The following is a 15347-nucleotide window of genomic DNA, read 5'->3' as shown; positions in this document are numbered from 1 at the left end:
CGTGCCGGGTCGATTGGTGTCAGCAGAGGTCGAGGTGTTCGAAGTCGTAGGTGTAGTTGTCGGGGACGGTCCAGAGGATGTTGGGGTCGGGTTTGATCCAGACTTCTTTGTGGGGGCCCCAGAAGTGGATTTGGACTCCGCCGGTCTGGTGGTTCTTGACGGCCAGGGCGTCGATGAAGTTGGAGAGGGTGCGGGTCTCGCATCTGAACAGGTGGAAGATGCTGTGCCGGCCGTCGCCTTGGCCTACCGAGACGCAGGCGATTCCGTTCGCGGCGGCGCAGATGGCGAGCTTCTCGTTGCGGTTGGCGCTCGTTACGTCCCGCCAGACGAACTCGCCGTCGAACATGGGGGAGATGTCCGGGGTCCAGGCGGTCGTTCCGGTCGCGACCGTGGGGCTGCTTGTGCCGGCGCCTGCGCTGCCATCGGGACGAGGGCCGCTGCGGCGATCAGCATCAGGGCGGACGCGGCCGCTCGTTTTCTGCTTCTTCTCAAGCGCATTCGATCTCCTCTGTACTTGCTCGCTGCGGTGTAGTCGTCGCCGACCGTAATCAGCGGGCGCGCCCATCGTCTACGTGTTGCGTCAGGGCTGAAAGCTCAGTCCGCATCGGCCCGGACCCGAGGATCCTCGAGCTGGGGCTGGTGGAGGAATTGGTCGGTGATCGTTCTCAGCAGGGTCTGAGCGGTGGTCTCGTAGGAGATGGCCGGAGTGGGAGTCTCGGTTTCGCGGACGAAGTAGCGGCCGGTCACGCCGTCCAGCGCCGGGTCGATGGCTAGGCGGAGGGCCGCGGCAGCACCTTGTTCGGGGGTGAGCATGGTGCGCCTGATCAGCGAGCGGAACGGTCGAAGCGCTGGGGGAACGAGATCGTCGATGATGCTGGTGGCGACGATCCCGGGATGGACCGCGTTGATGGTCACTCCGGCCGGCGCCCACTCCCGGGCCAGCTGGTAGCCGGCCATGACGGTCAGCAGTTTCGCTCGGGCGTACGCCTGGAAGGGGACGAATCCGTCAGGCGGGTTGAGCCGGGTGAGGTCTTGCAGGTCGTCGACCCGGAGTACGGGCGGTCGTGCCGGGCCCGGCAGCTTGAGCTGACGGGTGTCGCGAAGAGTGTCGGAGACGACGTTCACCACTCGTGCCCGGCCGCGGTGCAACTGATCGGTGAGCAGGGTCATCAACGCGTACGCCGGAAGGTAGTCCACGGCGAGGTGCAGCTCGATTCCGTCGACGGACAGGCGCCGGTCGGGAAAGTGTGCGCCCGCGTTGTTCACGAGCAGGTGAACCGTTTGGTGGCGATCGCGGATCGCCTGGGTGGCGGAGGTCAGTCCCGCTCTGCTGGACAGATCGCCGGCGATCACTTCGACTCGTCCGCGCAGGTCCGCGATTTCGGCGTACAGACTGTCGGCACGCCCCGGATCCCGGGCGATGCTGACCACGCTCGCGCCCCGGCGCGCGAGCTCTACGGCGATGACCCGGCCCATTCCGCCGGTCGCGCCGGTGACCACGGCCAGCCGGCCGGACAGGTCGACGTCGACGTCGACGGGCGCGGTCATCGGTGGATCCTCGGGTACTTGCGGACGAATCGGGGGTCCTCGACCTCGCGAAGGAGGAATCCTGCGAGGTCTGCCCGGCCGATCGAGTCCCACAGCCGGATCGGAAGGTTCTCCCCGACCTGGTACCTGCCGGTGGCGGGGGCATCCTTCAGCATCGGCGGCCGCACGATGGTCCAGTCCAGCATGGAGCCGGTGATCAGCGGCTCCATGGACTCCTTGTCCTTCATCTTGTCGCCGACACCGGCCCAGACCGCCAGCGAGAACAACGACCGGTCATGCGTCTCCAGTACGCCGTAAGCGCTGAGAACGACCAATCGGGTGACCTTCGCGAGCGTCATCGCCGGCACGGTGGTGCGGATCGCGTCCGTGCAGACCGTGGTCGGCCCCTTGGCCGCTCCGCCGAGAGTGCTGATCACCGCGTCCGCCCCGCTCAGTGCCCGAGCGAGGGAGCCGCCGTCACCGAGGTCGCTCCACACGTGCTCGACCAGTCCGGTAGCGGCGTCGAACGATCCCGCCCGGCGGACCAAGGCCGTGACTCGGTGTCCTCGCTTCAAGGCGGCGGCAACGAGTTGCCGGCCGGTACCTCCGGTCGCTCCGAGGACGACCAGCCTCTTCTCTGATACAGATTGTCTCATAGATTCATGGTGCGTCCTTCTCGACTATGAGTCAAGTTGTCTCATAAACTGAGGGGGTGACCACCGAGAGCGATCCGCGTTTCCATCGAAGCGCCGAGGCGATCCTCGCCGCGGCCCGGGAGTTGCTGATCGGGGAAGGCCCTGCTGCGGTCACGCATGCTCAGGTCGCCGCGCGCGCGGGGGTCGGGCGCGCCACTGTGTACCGGCATTGGCCGCGAGTCGATCAGCTCCTCGCCGAAGCGATGGCCACGGTGCCGATGCCCTTCTTCGACGCTCCCACCCAGCCGGTTCGCGACTGGCTCCATGGCGAGCTCACCGCGATCGCGCGGCAGCTCGAACTGCACGACGTGCGCGCGGTCACCACCACGCTGGCCAACAGCGCGCTGTGGGATCCCGGCATGGACAGCCGCCGGGGCCAGTTCGCCGGCGTTCTGTCCGAGCGTCTCGCGCAGGCACTCGACGACGCGGTCGCGGCCGGCGAGGTCCGGCTCCGGATCGCGGCGCGGTCGGCGGCCGCCCTGGCCATCGGGCCGATCTACTACCGCAGCACGATCGAGCACGAGTCCGTCGACAGCGACTTCATCGACGCGGCGATCGACTCCCTCGGCACTTGGCGGGATCGCGGCTGACGTCCGGGTCTCCAGGCGGTCGGTCCGGTTGCGACGGTCAGGGTGCTTGGGCCGGCGCCTGGGCGGCCAGCGCAATGAGAGTGCAGACTCTTCAGGTGAGCGATGAGCAGCCGGAGCCGGTGGATGAGGCGTTGATCGAGCTGTTCAACGGGCGGGATGGGGAGTTGTCGGAGGTCGTGCTGCGGGATGGGCAGCGGTTGAGGGTGCTCAACATCGCTTGGGGCTATGACCTCGGCGATGAGTACGCACACGTGACGACGAACATCAGTCCGTTCGTCGACGGCATGCCGATCGAGTTCTTCTTCACCGAGGATGTTGTGCGGGTTGTCGAGCCCCGGACGGGTGAGGTGCTTTACCGAGCTGACGTTGCGGGTGGGGAGCAGTAGGCGGGCCGCAGGTGGGTACCGGATGCCTGTTGGGGCAGACATCGGGGTGGTGATGGCGATGTACCAGGCGATCTGGGTCGTCATGCTCCTCGGACGAAGAAGCCAAGGACGCCTGCCGACCAGGAGCTGAGTAGCAGTGCGACCTCGGTTGCCCGGGCCGGTCTAAGGTTCTCCAGTGAGTGTTGAGGTGGTTGCCGGTGGCGATGAGAGGGGCACGGCGGGTGGTCGTGGGCTGATTGTTGCTGGGCTGGTGGTTGCCTCGGCGGTGAGTTTGGCGTGGATCGTGACGGCGGCCCGGAACGTCGGGTACGGGTTCGACATCACTGACGAGGGCTACTACCTGCTGTCCTACCGGTGGTGGAGTAGCAATCCGCTGGCGTTGACCGGGATTCAGTACATCTACGGACCGATCTTTCAGGTGCTGGACTGGGATATCGCGCGGCTGCGGGTCTTCCGGCTGGTGACGATCGTCCTGGGGCATCTGTTCTTCGGGTGGAGTTTCATGCGGTGGCTGCGGGTGCGGCGGCCGGAGGCGCCGAAGACGTGGCTCTGGGAAGCAGCGGGCATCATGACCATCCTCGCGGCGGGTGGCATGTGTTACAGCTGGTTGCCGAGCAGCCCGGCGTACAACGACGTCATCCTGCTGGGGTCGCTCACGGGGGTTTCGTGTGTGCTCTGGGCGGCGACCGCGATCGAGAAGGACCGGAAGCCGCCGATCTGGGCGCTGACGCTGGCCGGTGTGGTGATCAGCGTGATGGTGCTCGCCAAGTGGTCGTCGATCGTGGTGCTGACCTTCATCGTCATCACCGCGATCGTCGTGCTCAGCAAGCAAGGGTCGCAGGCGGTTGCCCGGGGCATCTTTTGGGCGCTGGTCGGTGCGACCGGGATCGCCGTCGCGGTGCAGGTGTTCGTGGTGGCGTTGACGGTGGCGATTCCAGGCATTCTCGCGGTCAACCGGTTCATCGCGGGCAGTTCCTACACGCCGGCGACCCTCGTGCAGATGTATTGGAACACCGGCGTCAAACTCGTCGGCGAGACGTTCAAGCAGCACTTCCTGCTCTTCATCGCCGCCGCCGTCGGAGTACTGGCCCGCAAGCCGGTACTACGAGCCGCCGCGTGGCTCCTGACAGCGGCCGGGCTCGCGTGGTCGGTCTACCAGGCCGTCGACAAGGGCGAACTCCACGGCGGCGCGGTCAACAACAGCAAGTTCCAGATCACCCTGCTGGCCGCCGTACTGGTCGCGATCATCACCGCCGCGGTAGCGGTGGCGTCGAAGCAATGGACGCCGGGCAAGGAAAACAGAAGGTCCTGGGTGATCCTCGGCCTGCTCACCGTGCTGCCGTTCGTGCAGGCGTTCGGGACCAACACCCCGATCTACCTGATCGGCTTCAACGCGTTCGCCGTCTGGGCCGCGCTGATGATCGCCGTCCTGACCAGCCTCGACAAAGCCCCACTTCTGGCCCGTACGACGACCGCCCTGGCGACAGTCGGCGCGCTCGTCGCCGTCGCTTCCATCTCGTACGGCGGCCTGGTGCTGCACCCCTACCGATCCGCGCCGCACAGCGACCTCACCACCGCGACCAACCTCAAGTCACTCGGCGACCTCAAGCTGACGAAGGGGACGGCCGCGAGGTACCAGGCGCTCGACGAACTGCTGAAGCCGTACACGACACCGTCCGGCCGCCCGATCATCGCGCTCGACAAGATGGCCGGCATCGTCTTGATGCTGCGAGGTCGCCCCTTCGGCGAGGCGTGGGTCGCGCCGCTGGAGCGGGAGCGGACCGCCGCCGGCATCACCGAGGTCTGTTCCACCAAGGAACCGTGGCCGGGCAACCGCCAGCCGCTGCTGTTCTTCAACCGCCCGGTCGGCCGGCTGGAGATCGACGCGCTGCGAACCTGCGGCCTCGACTTCACCGTCGACTACAAACTGATCGCCCCGCCCGCGACCACGATGAACCTGCAGATCTACGTCCCGACCGCCGAGCTGGCCAAGCACACTCCCTGATCACGGCGCCGCCGACGCCAGTGAGATCCTTGACCCCGGATCTGCAAATGCGAGGAAGGCGACGGATGATCAAGGTTGCGGTGCTCGGTGCCAAGGGCAAGATGGGCGCTCAGACGTGCCAGGCAGTTGAGGCTTCCGACGATCTGGAGCTGGTTGCCGCCCTCGACCAGGGTGACGACCTGGACGAGCTCACCACCGCGAAAGCCGAGGTGGTCGTCGACTTCACCCGGCCCGAGGTCGTGATGGACAACCTCGGCTGGTGCATCGGGCACGGCATCCACGCCGTCGTCGGCACCACCGGGTTCACCGAGGAGCGCCTCGCGACCCTCCGCAGCCAACTCGAGGCCAGCTCCGGCATGGGCGTACTGATCGCTCCCAACTTCTCCATCGGCGCGGTGCTGATGATGCAGTTCGCGGCCAAGGCGGCCCCGTACTACGAATCCGTCGAGATCATCGAACTGCACCACCCCGACAAGGTCGACGCCCCGTCCGGTACGGCGCAGCGCACCGCGCAACTCATCGCCGAGGCTCGCCAGACCGCCGGATCAGCACCGAACCCCGACGCCACCAGCACCGGCATCGAGGGCGCCCGGGGAGCCGACGTCGACGGCATCCCCGTCCACAGCGTCCGCCTGCGCGGGCTCGTCGCGCACCAGGAGGTCCTGCTCGGCGACGTCGGCGAGACGCTGTCGATCCGGCACGACTCGATGCATCGCGAATCCTTCATGGCCGGCGTCCTGCTCGGCGTACGGAAGATCGTCGGTACGCCCGGGCTGACCGTCGGCCTCGAGCACTTCATGGACCTCAGCTGAGATGACAGCCAAACGCGCAGTGGCGGTGATCGCGGTGGTCTTCATCGCGTACGCCGGACTGCTCGGCTGGCGTGGCGTCCTCCTGATCGGCACCGGCGACCCGGTCGCGATCGTGCTCGGTATCGCAGTGCTGGTGATCCCGCTCGTCGGGCTGTACCTGGTCTGGCGCGAACTCAAGTTCGGCAAGCAGACCGAGGCGCTCGCAAGGGAGCTGGCCGAGTCGGGCGGCCTGCCCGTCGACGATCTGCCGAGGCGGCCGTCGGGGCGGATCGACCGGGCCGCGGCGGACGCCGCCTTCACGAAGTACAAGGAAGAGGCCGAGGCGGCGCCGGACGACTGGCGGGTCTGGTTCCGGCTCTCGACCGCCTACGACGCGGCCGGCGACCGGAAACGGGCCCGGGCGTCGATGCGGACGGCGATCGAGCACCGTACTGAGCGGTAAGCCGGGAGTTTCCTGGCAGTTGGCTGTGAACGGTGTGGCTCAGCCTGACAACGCGGTGCCGATCGGGATACCTTCGGGGTGTGCGTGGCGACCGCCACGGACGAGGTCGGAGACTGGGTGGGCCGTCCTTTGCCTTCAGACGGGTCTCGCCGCGGCTCGGACGACGCCCAGGCAACGGGTTTCGGTGATCTGCTCCGCCGGCACCGGCGAGACGCCGGACTGTCACAGGAGGGACTGGCCGAACTCGCCGGTCTGAGCGTCGACGCCATCGCGGCGCTCGAGCGAGGTCGTCGGCGAGCGCCCAGACCACACACGCTCAGGCTGCTCGGAGACGCCCTCCGGCTCGGCGCGCCCGATCGCGCCCAGCTCACCGCGGCAGCCCGCCGCGACGACAACGCCGGCGGCCCCCGCTCGACGATGCGCCCGGCACCGGTTCCGGCGAACGAGCTGGTCGGCCGCACGGACGAGGTGACCGAGGTCGGCAGGCTCGTCGGCGAACGCGTCACCCGGCTGATGACGCTGAGCGGTCCCGGCGGCGTCGGCAAGACCCGGCTCGCGCTTGCGATCGCCGGCGAGGTCGCGCATCAGTTCGACGACGGCGTCTGCTGGGTGCCGCTCGCCCCGGTCTCGGATCCGGCCGCGGTCGCGTCGGCGGTGGCTGCCTCGACTGGGCTGCACCCGCTCGACGGCGCCCGGCTGGTCCAGGAGATCGCCGAGCAGATCGGCCGGCGCAACCTGCTGCTCGTGCTCGACAACTGCGAGCACGTCGTCGCCGACATCGCGACCATTTGCTCGGCCCTGCTCGAGTACTGCCCGAACCTCTCCATCCTGGCCTCCAGCCGTGAGCTGATGCGGATCGCCGGCGAGAGCGTGTACGTCGTGCAGCCGCTGGCCCTGCCGGAGACGAACGACCAGCTCGACACGTCACCCGCCGTCAAGCTGTTCATCGACCGGGCCACCGCACGCGGACACGAGCCGCTCGAGCAACGTGAGCAGGTGGCCCGCGTCGTGCGCCGCCTCGAAGGCATGCCGCTCGCGATCGAGCTGGCCGCCGCCCGCACCAACGTGCTGACCGTCGAAGAACTCGCCGCCGAGCTGGAGACGTCCTTCGGCATCCTGGCCGGCGGATCCAGTACCGCGGGGCCGCGGCAGCAGTCCCTGTACGGCGCGATCGAGTGGAGCCACGACCTGCTGACCCCTCAGGAGCGTGAACTCTTCGCGCTGCTCTCGGTCTTCGTCGGCGGCTGGACCCTCAACGCGGCGGCCGCCGTGCTGTCCGGGACGGTCGTGCCCGGTCCGCTGGAGCGCGCGAGGGCACTGGACCTGACGAGTCGGCTCGTGGACAAGTCGCTGATCCGGGTGAGCCGCGATCGGGGTATCGCGCGGTACGACATGCTGGCCGTGATCCGCGAGTTCGCGGCCGATCAGCTGGCGGCGGCCGGGCGGACCGATGAGGTCGCTCGGCACCACGCGGCGTTCTACATCTCGCTCGCCGAAGAGGCCGAGAGTCATCTACGGGGTGCGAACCAGGCGGACTGGCTCGATCGGCTCGATGGTGAGCTCGACAATCTGCGGGCCGCGATGACGTGGTCGTTGCGATCCGGTACTGCGGGCGAACCAGTTCGCCTCGCCGGTGGGCTGTGGTTGTTCTGCTACCTGCGCGGTCATTACGCGGAGGGCAGCGACTGGCTCGAGCGGGCGCTGGCGCTGACCGGGGTGGACGGGGTCGAACCGCAGTACCAGGCGAAGGCGGCGCTGGGGGCGGGGATGCTGGCGTTCCTGCAGTGCGAGTACGGGGTGGCGACGACGCGGTTGGAGTCGGCGCTGGCGCAGTACAAGGCGCTTGATGACACGGCTGGTACTGCGCTTGTCATGCAGCGGCTCGGGGGAGTGGCGCGTGAGCGCGGGGACTACGAGACGGCCGAGAATCTGCATTGCCAGAGCTATGACCTGTTCGAGAGTCTGGGCGATCGGTCGGGGATGTCTTGGGCGCACAACCATCTCGGGTTCGTCGCTTGGTTGCGTGGGGATCTGGAGATCGGGGCGCGGCGGTGCAAGCGGGCTCGGGACAGCTTCCGGGTGCTCGGTGATGGTGAAGGGCTGGCGTGGTCGCTGATCAGTCTGGGGACGATCGCGCAGTACAGCGGTGAGCTGACCGAGGCCGAGGATCTGCTGCTGGAGAGTCTGGCGTTGTCGCAGCGGCTCGGGTATCGCGAGGGTGTCGCTTGGTCGCTGAACCAGCTGGGGATTGTCGAGAGGCGGCGCGGGTTCACGGATCGGGCGGTGCATCTGCTCGATGAGAGCTTGGCCGAGCATCGCGATCTTGGCGATCGGTGGCGGACCGCGAGCGTGCTGGAGGAGCTGGCGACGGTGGCGCAGCAGCGGGAGCGCACGGAGTACGCGGCGTTCCTGATCGGTGCGGCCGACGGGATCCGCGAGGTGATCGGCGCGCCGGTGCCGCTGGTCGAGAAGCCGGACCAGCTCGCCACCCGCCGCGCGATCGAGCAAACCCTCGACCGCCGAGCCTTCCGGGCCGCCTGGTCCGCCGGCCGGGCCGCCCCTCTCGCCGCAGTAGCCGACGGCTACCCCGGCCCCGGCGGCTCAAGCACTCCTGACCGCTCAAACCGTCTCTGATCTGCTCAGTAGCAGAAGTTCCATCTGATGGGAACCTGTTCCGGACACGCCGGTAAGCGCTTGCCAAGGGAGATCCAGCACCGCAGGATGGGCAGCCTGATCCGCCCATCAGGAAGGTGCTCGATGACGAACGTGTTCAGCAGGAGGAGTCTGCTCGGAGCCGGGGGAGCAGTGGTCGGGGGAGCGGCGTTAGGCTCGCTCGGCATGAGCCAGGCGTCGGGTGCGACTCCGCAGGCGTCGACCACCGGCCTGTGGCAGTCCGAGCGGGTCCGGTACGACGCGAAGTACCGGCTCGTCTACACCGCCGACGCCGAGGGGAACCGGATCCCCGACTTCAGCTACGCCGGCTACAAGTACGGCGACAGCCCGATCCCGCACGTCCGGACCGTCAAGACGGTCAAGCCGATCGAAGGCGACAACACCGCCCACCTGCAGGCCGCGATCGACGAGGTTGCCGGCCGCACCCCGGATCACGCCGGTTTCCGCGGCGCCCTACTACTTGCCCCCGGCAACTACTCCGTCGCCGGCACGCTGCGAGTGAACCAGTCGGGCGTCGTCCTCCGCGGCTCCGGCGACGGCGCCGACCCGGAACGGCACACCATCATCCAGGCGACCGGCAACACCCCGGTCTCGCGCGACGTGATCGTGCTCGGCGGCGGTACCAGCACCAGCTGGCGTGGCCAGGTCCCCGGAACCAGGACCGACATCACCAGCGACTGGGTGCAGGTCGGCTCACGCTCGTTCGAGGTCGCCGACGCCAGTGCGCTCAAGAAGGGCGACAACATCATCCTGATCCACCCGTGTACGGAAGCCTGGCTCACCGCGGTCGATCACGGCGGTACGGCAACCGACGCGGGCTGGACGGTGGACAGTCAGCCGATCACGTACAACCGCTACATCCACTCGATCCGCGGCAACACGGTGACTGTTGACGTGCCGCTCTTCGAGCATCTGCGGCGCGACCTGGCCCAGTCCTACCTCTACGTCTGGGACCGCGCCGGCCTGGTGACCGGCGTCGGGGTCGAGAGCCTGCGGATCGACATCCAGTTCGCGGGTGACCCGGACGTGGACGAGGCGCATGCGTGGGTCGGCGTGAAGGTCCGCCAGGTCGAGGACGCGTGGGTTCGCGACAGCACCTTCCTGCACTTCGCGAAGGCCGGCGTCGAGACCACCGAGGCGACCCGGGTCACCGTCCGCAACTGCCGCGCCCTCGATCCGGCCTCGGTCGTCACCGGCGGGCTGCGCTACAACTTCAACTGCGAGTCCTTCTCCCAGCAGGTGCTGTTCGTCGACTGCCACGCCACCAAGGCCCGGCACGCGTTCATCTCCAACGGCGCCAGCAGCGCCTCGGGCATCGTCTTCCTGCGCGGTACGTCGGAAGGCGCGCTCGCGTCCAGCGAAGGCCACCGGCGGTGGAGCCAAGGACTGCTCTGGGACAACCACCGCGATGTCGCGCCGCAGGTCGACCTGACGCTGGGCATCTACAACCGTGGCGACTACGGCACCGGGCACGGCTGGGCGACCTCGCACTCGGTCGGCTGGAACTGCGACACCGGCACCGCCAAGCTCGTCGTCCAGAAGCCGCCGACGGCGCAGAACTACGCGATCGGATGCCGGGGAGTGGTCACCGGGGACGGCCCGTTCAGCCAGCCGGCCGGCTACATCGAGGGTGCGAACCGCCCGGGACTGTTCCCGCCGTCGCTCTACCAGGCGCAGTACCTGGACCGCCATCGGTGATCTTTGATCACAGAAAAAGCCTCGCGAGGCACCACGACCTGGGGGATCGAAGGTACCTCGCGAGGGATCTCGGAGCCGGGCTCCATCGCTGAACGAGGTCCCGGCCGGCTGTGTTCTGTCTGACCCCCCAGGCAGTCCCCCCACCCCACAGCCGGCCGAAGCCGCGTTCGGCGATGTCTCCTAGCATCGGGCCCTCCCAGCCGATGCCCGGATCTCCCGCGCTGACTCAAGGTTGCCGTGGTCACGCTGCGTGGCACAGGGACGGAACCCTGACATCGCCCTGACAAACGCAGGGTGACAACGAACGCCTCGGCGCGATCTCGCGGATCGTGACGAGGCGTTCGCTTTGAGTGCCTGGAAATCGGTTCGGAATCGGATTCAAATGAACCCGTCAATAACACTCAGTGCAGATATCCGGAGACCGCTTTGGTGAATCCGGCGATCCGGTTCAGTGGCGTGCCGGCGCCGGGCTCGTCGCCGGAATAGGGAGCCGACGGAGCCGGAATTCCCTCGCCCTTGCAACTGACGTCGCGAGCCGGCGCCACCCCGGTGGTGAGGAACGTGTTGACGATCTTGTCGGCGCACTTGTTCACCCCGCCGTAGATGCCGTGGTCGCCCTCGCCGGTGATCGTGACGAGCCGCGATCCGGCGTAGCGCTGGTGCGCCGCGGCGGCCAGTGAGGCGTTGGTCGCGGGGTCGTGCGCGGACTGCACCATCAACGTCGTCGGCAAGCCTTTACCGGTCGGCGTCGGCATCGTGAGCGCGGGCCGATCCCAGTAGAAGCAGGGGTTCTCGTTCATCGACCAGCCGATCAGCGGGTACTTCGGGCCGAGGTCGGCCGCCAGCTCGTCGCCGACCTCCCGGCCCTGCGGCCAGGGCGTGTCGTTGCAGGTGACGGCGGTGAAGGTCGCGCCCTCCGCGTCGTCGCCGAACGCCTGGCCGATCGGCGGCAGGCCGATCGGTCCGCTGGTCGCCCGCCGGACGAGTTCCTGCTGACGGGCCGGCGGCAATGCGTCGACCTTATGTTGCGCGGCCTTCGGCCCACCGGCGGTCTGCGCGGCGGACAGACCCCGGAGAAATGCGAGATCCAGCGCCAGTGACTGGAAATCCATCTTTGTATACATATCCGAGGCGACGATCTGGTCGAGCGTGTTCTGGTCGTAGGTGATCTTCATCGACCCGTCCAGGAACTCCTCGACGGCCGGCTGCTTTTTCAGTTCCCGGCGCAGTCGCTCATAAGTTCTGATCACCAAGCGTGGCGACGAGCCCAGCTGCAGCCGGTCGTCGTGCTTGGCCGCCCACGGAGCGAAGTCTTCGCGGAAGCGCCGCTCGAAGGCCTGCGGCTGGGCCTCGAAGGTCTCCGACCACGGTCGGGTGAAGTCGGTGTTCGAGTCGAGCACGAAGCGGCCGACGTGGGCCGGGAAGTAGGTCTGGTAGTACGCGCCGAGCCAGGTGCCGCCGGAGTAGCCGAGCCAGTCGATCTTCTCGTAGCCGAGCAGCCGGCGGATCAGGTCGATGTCCTGGACGGTCTGCGCGGTGTTGACGTAGGGGAGCAGACCGCGGGACTGGCGTTCGCAGTACGGCCGGGTGAGGAGAGCGGCCTCCGAGATGAGGCCGAGGTTCTCGTTGTCGCGGTCGCGCGCGTCCATGGTGAATCCGGGTGCGCCCTGGCAGGTGACGTTGGCGCTGTCGCCGGTGCCGCGCGGGTCGAACCCGACGTACAGGTGGTCCTTGCCGAGGCCGGGCTGACTGGCCAGGTACGGCGCCATGCCGAGCCCTGCTCCACCGGGGCCGCCGGGGTTGCCGAAGATGACCCGGCTCGGCTTCTTCTTGCTCTTGCTGGCAGGGGTGACCTTGCTGACGGCGAGGTCGATGTCGTTGCCGGAGTACTGGTTCGACCAGTCGCGGGGTGCGGTGATCTTGGCGCAGTAGGTCCGGTACTCCGGGTCGCCGCACTGCGTCCAGGCGAGCTTCTGTGTCAAGTACCGGGTGGCCACCTTGTTGGGACCCGACTGCACCCGCTCCGTTCCGGTCTGCAGCGAGGCGGTCGCCCCGGAGCCCGGAATCGCGAGCAGTGCGGCGGTACTGATACCCAGGGCGACGGCCAGGGTACGGAACTTCATACGTTCTCCAAGGAATGGCCAAGCGTGATCGGACCGTCGCAATCTGTCATGTCAGACAGGGCAGGTCGAGCACCACCCCCGGCTCGTCGCGGATCGCTTGAATGCTATGGACGCAAGGTCATTCCGGACTGGACAGCTCTCCCAGCTGGTCGTCGGTCATTGGTACGACCACCAGCTTGGTGGTGCTGGTCCTCGACGGTGCCAGGCTGTCGGCAAGCAAGGTGAAGAAGCGCTCCCAGGTCCCGGGCGCCACTCGCCCGAACCGCAGCTCGACCGCCCCGACCGCGGCCAGCAGCAACGGCAGATCGGTCGGGTCCAGGTCGTCCCGTACAGCGCCCGCCGCCTGCGCGCGACGCAACGCCTCGGTCCCCAGCGGCGCGAACTCGGCACGCAGCCGGGTCACCATCGGCTCCGGCGGGATCTCGGCCAGCAGTACGTCCCGCATCGCCTGGTTGAGCGCGACCCGCTCGGCGAGCTCGCGCAGCAACCAGAAGAAGGCCGGCCCCGGATCGTCCCGGTCCAGCGCCTGCCGGGTCAGCGTCAGAACCTCTTCGAGCATCGGCGCGAGCAGCTCGCTCAGCAGCGCGGCCCGGTCGTCGATGTGCCGGTAGACGGTGCCGACGCCGAGGCCGGCCCGGGCGGCGATCTCCTCGAGCGAGACCGCGAAGCCGCGCTCGACGAACAGCTCGCCGGCGGCGTCCAGCAGTCGCTGCCGGTTGCGCTCGGCGTCCTTGCGCGGGCGGCGGGTGGGCTCGGGAGTGACGGGCATGACATCCACAATACCGGAATCCGTGGTTCCACTTCTGCTAGCGTACTAAACGGAAGAATCGATTCCGTTTTACTTGGAGGAGTGCCCAGCCATGCGCCGTTCCCCGTCCGCCGTACTTGCAGCCTGCTGCCTGACCGTCGTCCTCGTGATGGCGTCGGTGGCCGGGGTCAACCTCGCCCTGAAGGACCTGGCGCTCGACCTCGGTGCCTCGAGCGCCCAGCTCACCTGGGTCGCCGACGCCTACACCGTCGCGCTGGCCGCGCTCGTCCTGCCGTTCGGAGCGATCGGCGACGACTTCGGCCGGCGGCGGGCGCTGATCGCCGGGACCGCGATCTTCGGCTTGGCCGCTTTCGTGGCAACCTTTGCGGGCTCGGTTGGTCTGGTCATCGCTTGCCGGGCGGTGATGGGGATCGGCGCAGCGCTGGCGATGCCGCCCACGCTGTCGACGATCACGGCCGTGTTCCCCGCGGATCGGCGGGATCGCGCAGTCGGGGTATGGGCCGGATTCGCGAGTGTCGGGGCCGTGCTCGGGTTGCTGCTCTCGGGCAGCCTGCTGGAGGCGTTCTCGTGGCGTTCGACCTTCTTGGCGCTCGCAGCAATGGCCCTGGTCGCGGTCGTCGCGATCGTGCTGCTGGTGCCCGACACCCGCGGCGCCGAGGATCCGGCGGTGGATCTGGGTGGCGCAGCGCTGTCGGCGATCGGGATCGGTGCGCTGGTGTTCGGGCTGATCGAAGGGGCGGATCGCGGCTGGGACCACTGGTTGTCGATCGGTGCGTTCGCGCTGGCCGCCATCGCGTTGTCCAGTTGGGTTCTGCAGGCGCTGCGGCGGGAGCGGCCGATGCTGGATCTGCGGCTGTTCGCGTTGCGTGGCTTCAGCAGCGGGTTCACGACGCTGGTGATCCAGTTCCTCGGGACCTTCGGTTTCTTCTATGTCGGTTTGCAGTACCTGCAGTTGGTACTCGGGTATGGGCCGCTGCGCTCCGCGCTTGGCTTCCTGCCGATGGCCGCCGTCGTGATGCCGCTGTCCTCGCTGTCGCCCCGACTCGCGGCCCGGTGGGGGAACAAGCCATGGATGGCGGCCGGGCTGGTGTCGATGGCGGTCGGCTTCGTGCTCGCTGCGTGGCTCGGCGCCGATTCGCCGTACTGGCAGTTCCTGATCGCTCTGCTGATATTCAGTGGTGGGCTGGCGTTGTCGGCGACGCCGTCGACGAACAGCATCGTGTCCGCGCTGCCGCCTGCGAAGCAGGGCGTTGCTTCAGCGGTCAATGACGTGACGCGTGAGTTCGGGGCCGCGCTGGGGATCGCTCTGCTCGGCTCGCTCTTCAACTCCGCGTACGCCGACCGCGCGGCCGGCCTGGTCGCTGGCCTTCCCCCGGAAGCCGCCACTCACGTGAAGGACTCAGCCGCCGCCGGTCTCGAGGTTGCCGCTGATCCTCGCCTAGGTGCTCATGGGCCGGCCTTGGCCGAGGGGGTGCGGGAGGCCTTTGTGCATGGGATGTCGCACTCCTTCCTCGCCGGCGCGATTGTCGTAGGGGTTGGCCTTGCCTTCGTACTGATCGTCACTCCGGGCCGCATCGTCCCTGTGGAAAAGTCTGCCGAGCTGGCGGCGGTGGAGGACTAGCATCTG

Annotated in this window: 13 protein-coding genes; 8 read left to right on the top strand and 5 right to left on the bottom strand. The window is 68.0% G+C overall.

Annotated elements, in window-relative coordinates:
* Window positions 1-19: 19 nt before the first annotated feature.
* The 3 genes from ABD116_RS12585 to ABD116_RS12575 form a co-directional block, all read right to left on the bottom strand.
* Entirely contained in the window at window positions 20-346 is a 327-nt protein-coding gene (locus ABD116_RS12585) for a hypothetical protein (protein WP_343968324.1), read from the bottom strand.
* Between the two features lie 248 nt (window positions 347-594).
* Window positions 595-1548 carry an SDR family NAD(P)-dependent oxidoreductase gene (locus ABD116_RS12580; RefSeq protein WP_343968321.1) on the bottom strand — a complete coding sequence of 318 codons (954 nt, stop codon included), beginning with the start codon at window positions 1546-1548 and terminating at the stop codon, window positions 595-597.
* Window positions 1545-2183 carry an NAD(P)-dependent oxidoreductase gene (locus ABD116_RS12575; RefSeq protein ID WP_343968320.1) on the bottom strand — a complete coding sequence of 213 codons (639 nt, stop codon included), beginning with the start codon at window positions 2181-2183 and terminating at the stop codon, window positions 1545-1547. The genes ABD116_RS12580 and ABD116_RS12575 overlap by 4 nt, the downstream gene beginning before the upstream one ends.
* Window positions 2184-2239: 56 nt before the next feature.
* On the opposite strand from ABD116_RS12575, the gene ABD116_RS12570 reads away from it, so the two are divergent.
* From ABD116_RS12570 to ABD116_RS12540, 7 genes are all read left to right on the top strand, one after another.
* Window positions 2240-2812 (top strand): TetR/AcrR family transcriptional regulator, encoded by a 573-nt coding sequence (locus tag ABD116_RS12570; RefSeq protein ID WP_343968318.1) that lies wholly within the window; start codon window positions 2240-2242, stop codon window positions 2810-2812.
* A gap of 95 nt (window positions 2813-2907) precedes the next feature.
* A complete protein-coding gene (locus ABD116_RS12565) occupies window positions 2908-3198 on the top strand; it encodes a hypothetical protein (RefSeq protein WP_343968315.1) in 291 nt (96 codons plus the stop codon).
* A 175-nt stretch (window positions 3199-3373) separates the two neighbouring features.
* Complete coding sequence (locus tag ABD116_RS12560) at window positions 3374-5203, top strand: hypothetical protein (protein WP_343968313.1); 1830 nt, start codon at window positions 3374-3376, stop codon at window positions 5201-5203.
* A 65-nt stretch (window positions 5204-5268) separates the two neighbouring features.
* Window positions 5269-6015, top strand: coding sequence for a 4-hydroxy-tetrahydrodipicolinate reductase (gene dapB / locus ABD116_RS12555; RefSeq protein WP_343968311.1), 747 nt, complete (start codon window positions 5269-5271; stop codon window positions 6013-6015).
* 1 nt (window position 6016) lies between these two features.
* Window positions 6017-6457, top strand: coding sequence for a hypothetical protein (locus ABD116_RS12550; RefSeq protein WP_343968309.1), 441 nt, complete (start codon window positions 6017-6019; stop codon window positions 6455-6457).
* A gap of 84 nt (window positions 6458-6541) precedes the next feature.
* Complete coding sequence (locus tag ABD116_RS12545) at window positions 6542-9091, top strand: ATP-binding protein (protein ID WP_343968308.1); 2550 nt, start codon at window positions 6542-6544, stop codon at window positions 9089-9091.
* A 123-nt stretch (window positions 9092-9214) separates the two neighbouring features.
* On the top strand, window positions 9215-10828 hold the full coding sequence (locus tag ABD116_RS12540) for a hypothetical protein (RefSeq protein ID WP_343968307.1): 1614 nt from the start codon (window positions 9215-9217) through the stop codon (window positions 10826-10828).
* 401 nt (window positions 10829-11229) lie between these two features.
* On the opposite strand, the gene ABD116_RS12535 is transcribed toward ABD116_RS12540, so the two are convergent.
* Window positions 11230-12951, bottom strand: coding sequence for an alpha/beta fold hydrolase (locus ABD116_RS12535; protein ID WP_343968306.1), 1722 nt, complete (start codon window positions 12949-12951; stop codon window positions 11230-11232).
* A 118-nt stretch (window positions 12952-13069) separates the two neighbouring features.
* Window positions 13070-13720, bottom strand: a complete 651-nt coding sequence (locus tag ABD116_RS12530) for a TetR/AcrR family transcriptional regulator (RefSeq protein ID WP_343968305.1) — start codon at window positions 13718-13720, stop codon at window positions 13070-13072.
* Window positions 13721-13811: 91 nt separating this feature from the next.
* On the opposite strand from ABD116_RS12530, the gene ABD116_RS12525 reads away from it, so the two are divergent.
* Complete coding sequence (locus ABD116_RS12525; RefSeq protein ID WP_343968304.1) at window positions 13812-15341, top strand: MFS transporter; 1530 nt, start codon at window positions 13812-13814, stop codon at window positions 15339-15341.
* Window positions 15342-15347 lie beyond the last annotated feature (6 nt).

The sequence above is a fragment of the Kribbella koreensis genome (genome assembly GCF_039525325.1).
In the GTDB taxonomy this organism is placed as follows: Bacteria; Actinomycetota; Actinomycetes; order Propionibacteriales; family Kribbellaceae; genus Kribbella; species Kribbella koreensis.
Note: the sequence above shows the minus strand (reverse complement) of the source record. Positions and strands in the feature narration are given on the sequence as shown.

Coding starts and splice junctions, on each gene's coding strand:
- dapB (WP_343968311.1), top strand. CDS start 5,269: ATGATCAAGGTTGCGGTGCTCGGTGCCAAGGGCAAGATGGGCGCTCAG.
- ABD116_RS12535 (WP_343968306.1), bottom strand. CDS start 12,951: ATGAAGTTCCGTACCCTGGCCGTCGCCCTGGGTATCAGTACCGCCGCA.
- ABD116_RS12530 (WP_343968305.1), bottom strand. CDS start 13,720: ATGCCCGTCACTCCCGAGCCCACCCGCCGCCCGCGCAAGGACGCCGAG.
- ABD116_RS12580 (WP_343968321.1), bottom strand. CDS start 1,548: ATGACCGCGCCCGTCGACGTCGACGTCGACCTGTCCGGCCGGCTGGCC.
- ABD116_RS12540 (WP_343968307.1), top strand. CDS start 9,215: ATGACGAACGTGTTCAGCAGGAGGAGTCTGCTCGGAGCCGGGGGAGCA.
- ABD116_RS12525 (WP_343968304.1), top strand. CDS start 13,812: ATGCGCCGTTCCCCGTCCGCCGTACTTGCAGCCTGCTGCCTGACCGTC.
- ABD116_RS12585 (WP_343968324.1), bottom strand. CDS start 346: ATGTTCGACGGCGAGTTCGTCTGGCGGGACGTAACGAGCGCCAACCGC.
- ABD116_RS12550 (WP_343968309.1), top strand. CDS start 6,017: ATGACAGCCAAACGCGCAGTGGCGGTGATCGCGGTGGTCTTCATCGCG.
- ABD116_RS12575 (WP_343968320.1), bottom strand. CDS start 2,183: ATGAGACAATCTGTATCAGAGAAGAGGCTGGTCGTCCTCGGAGCGACC.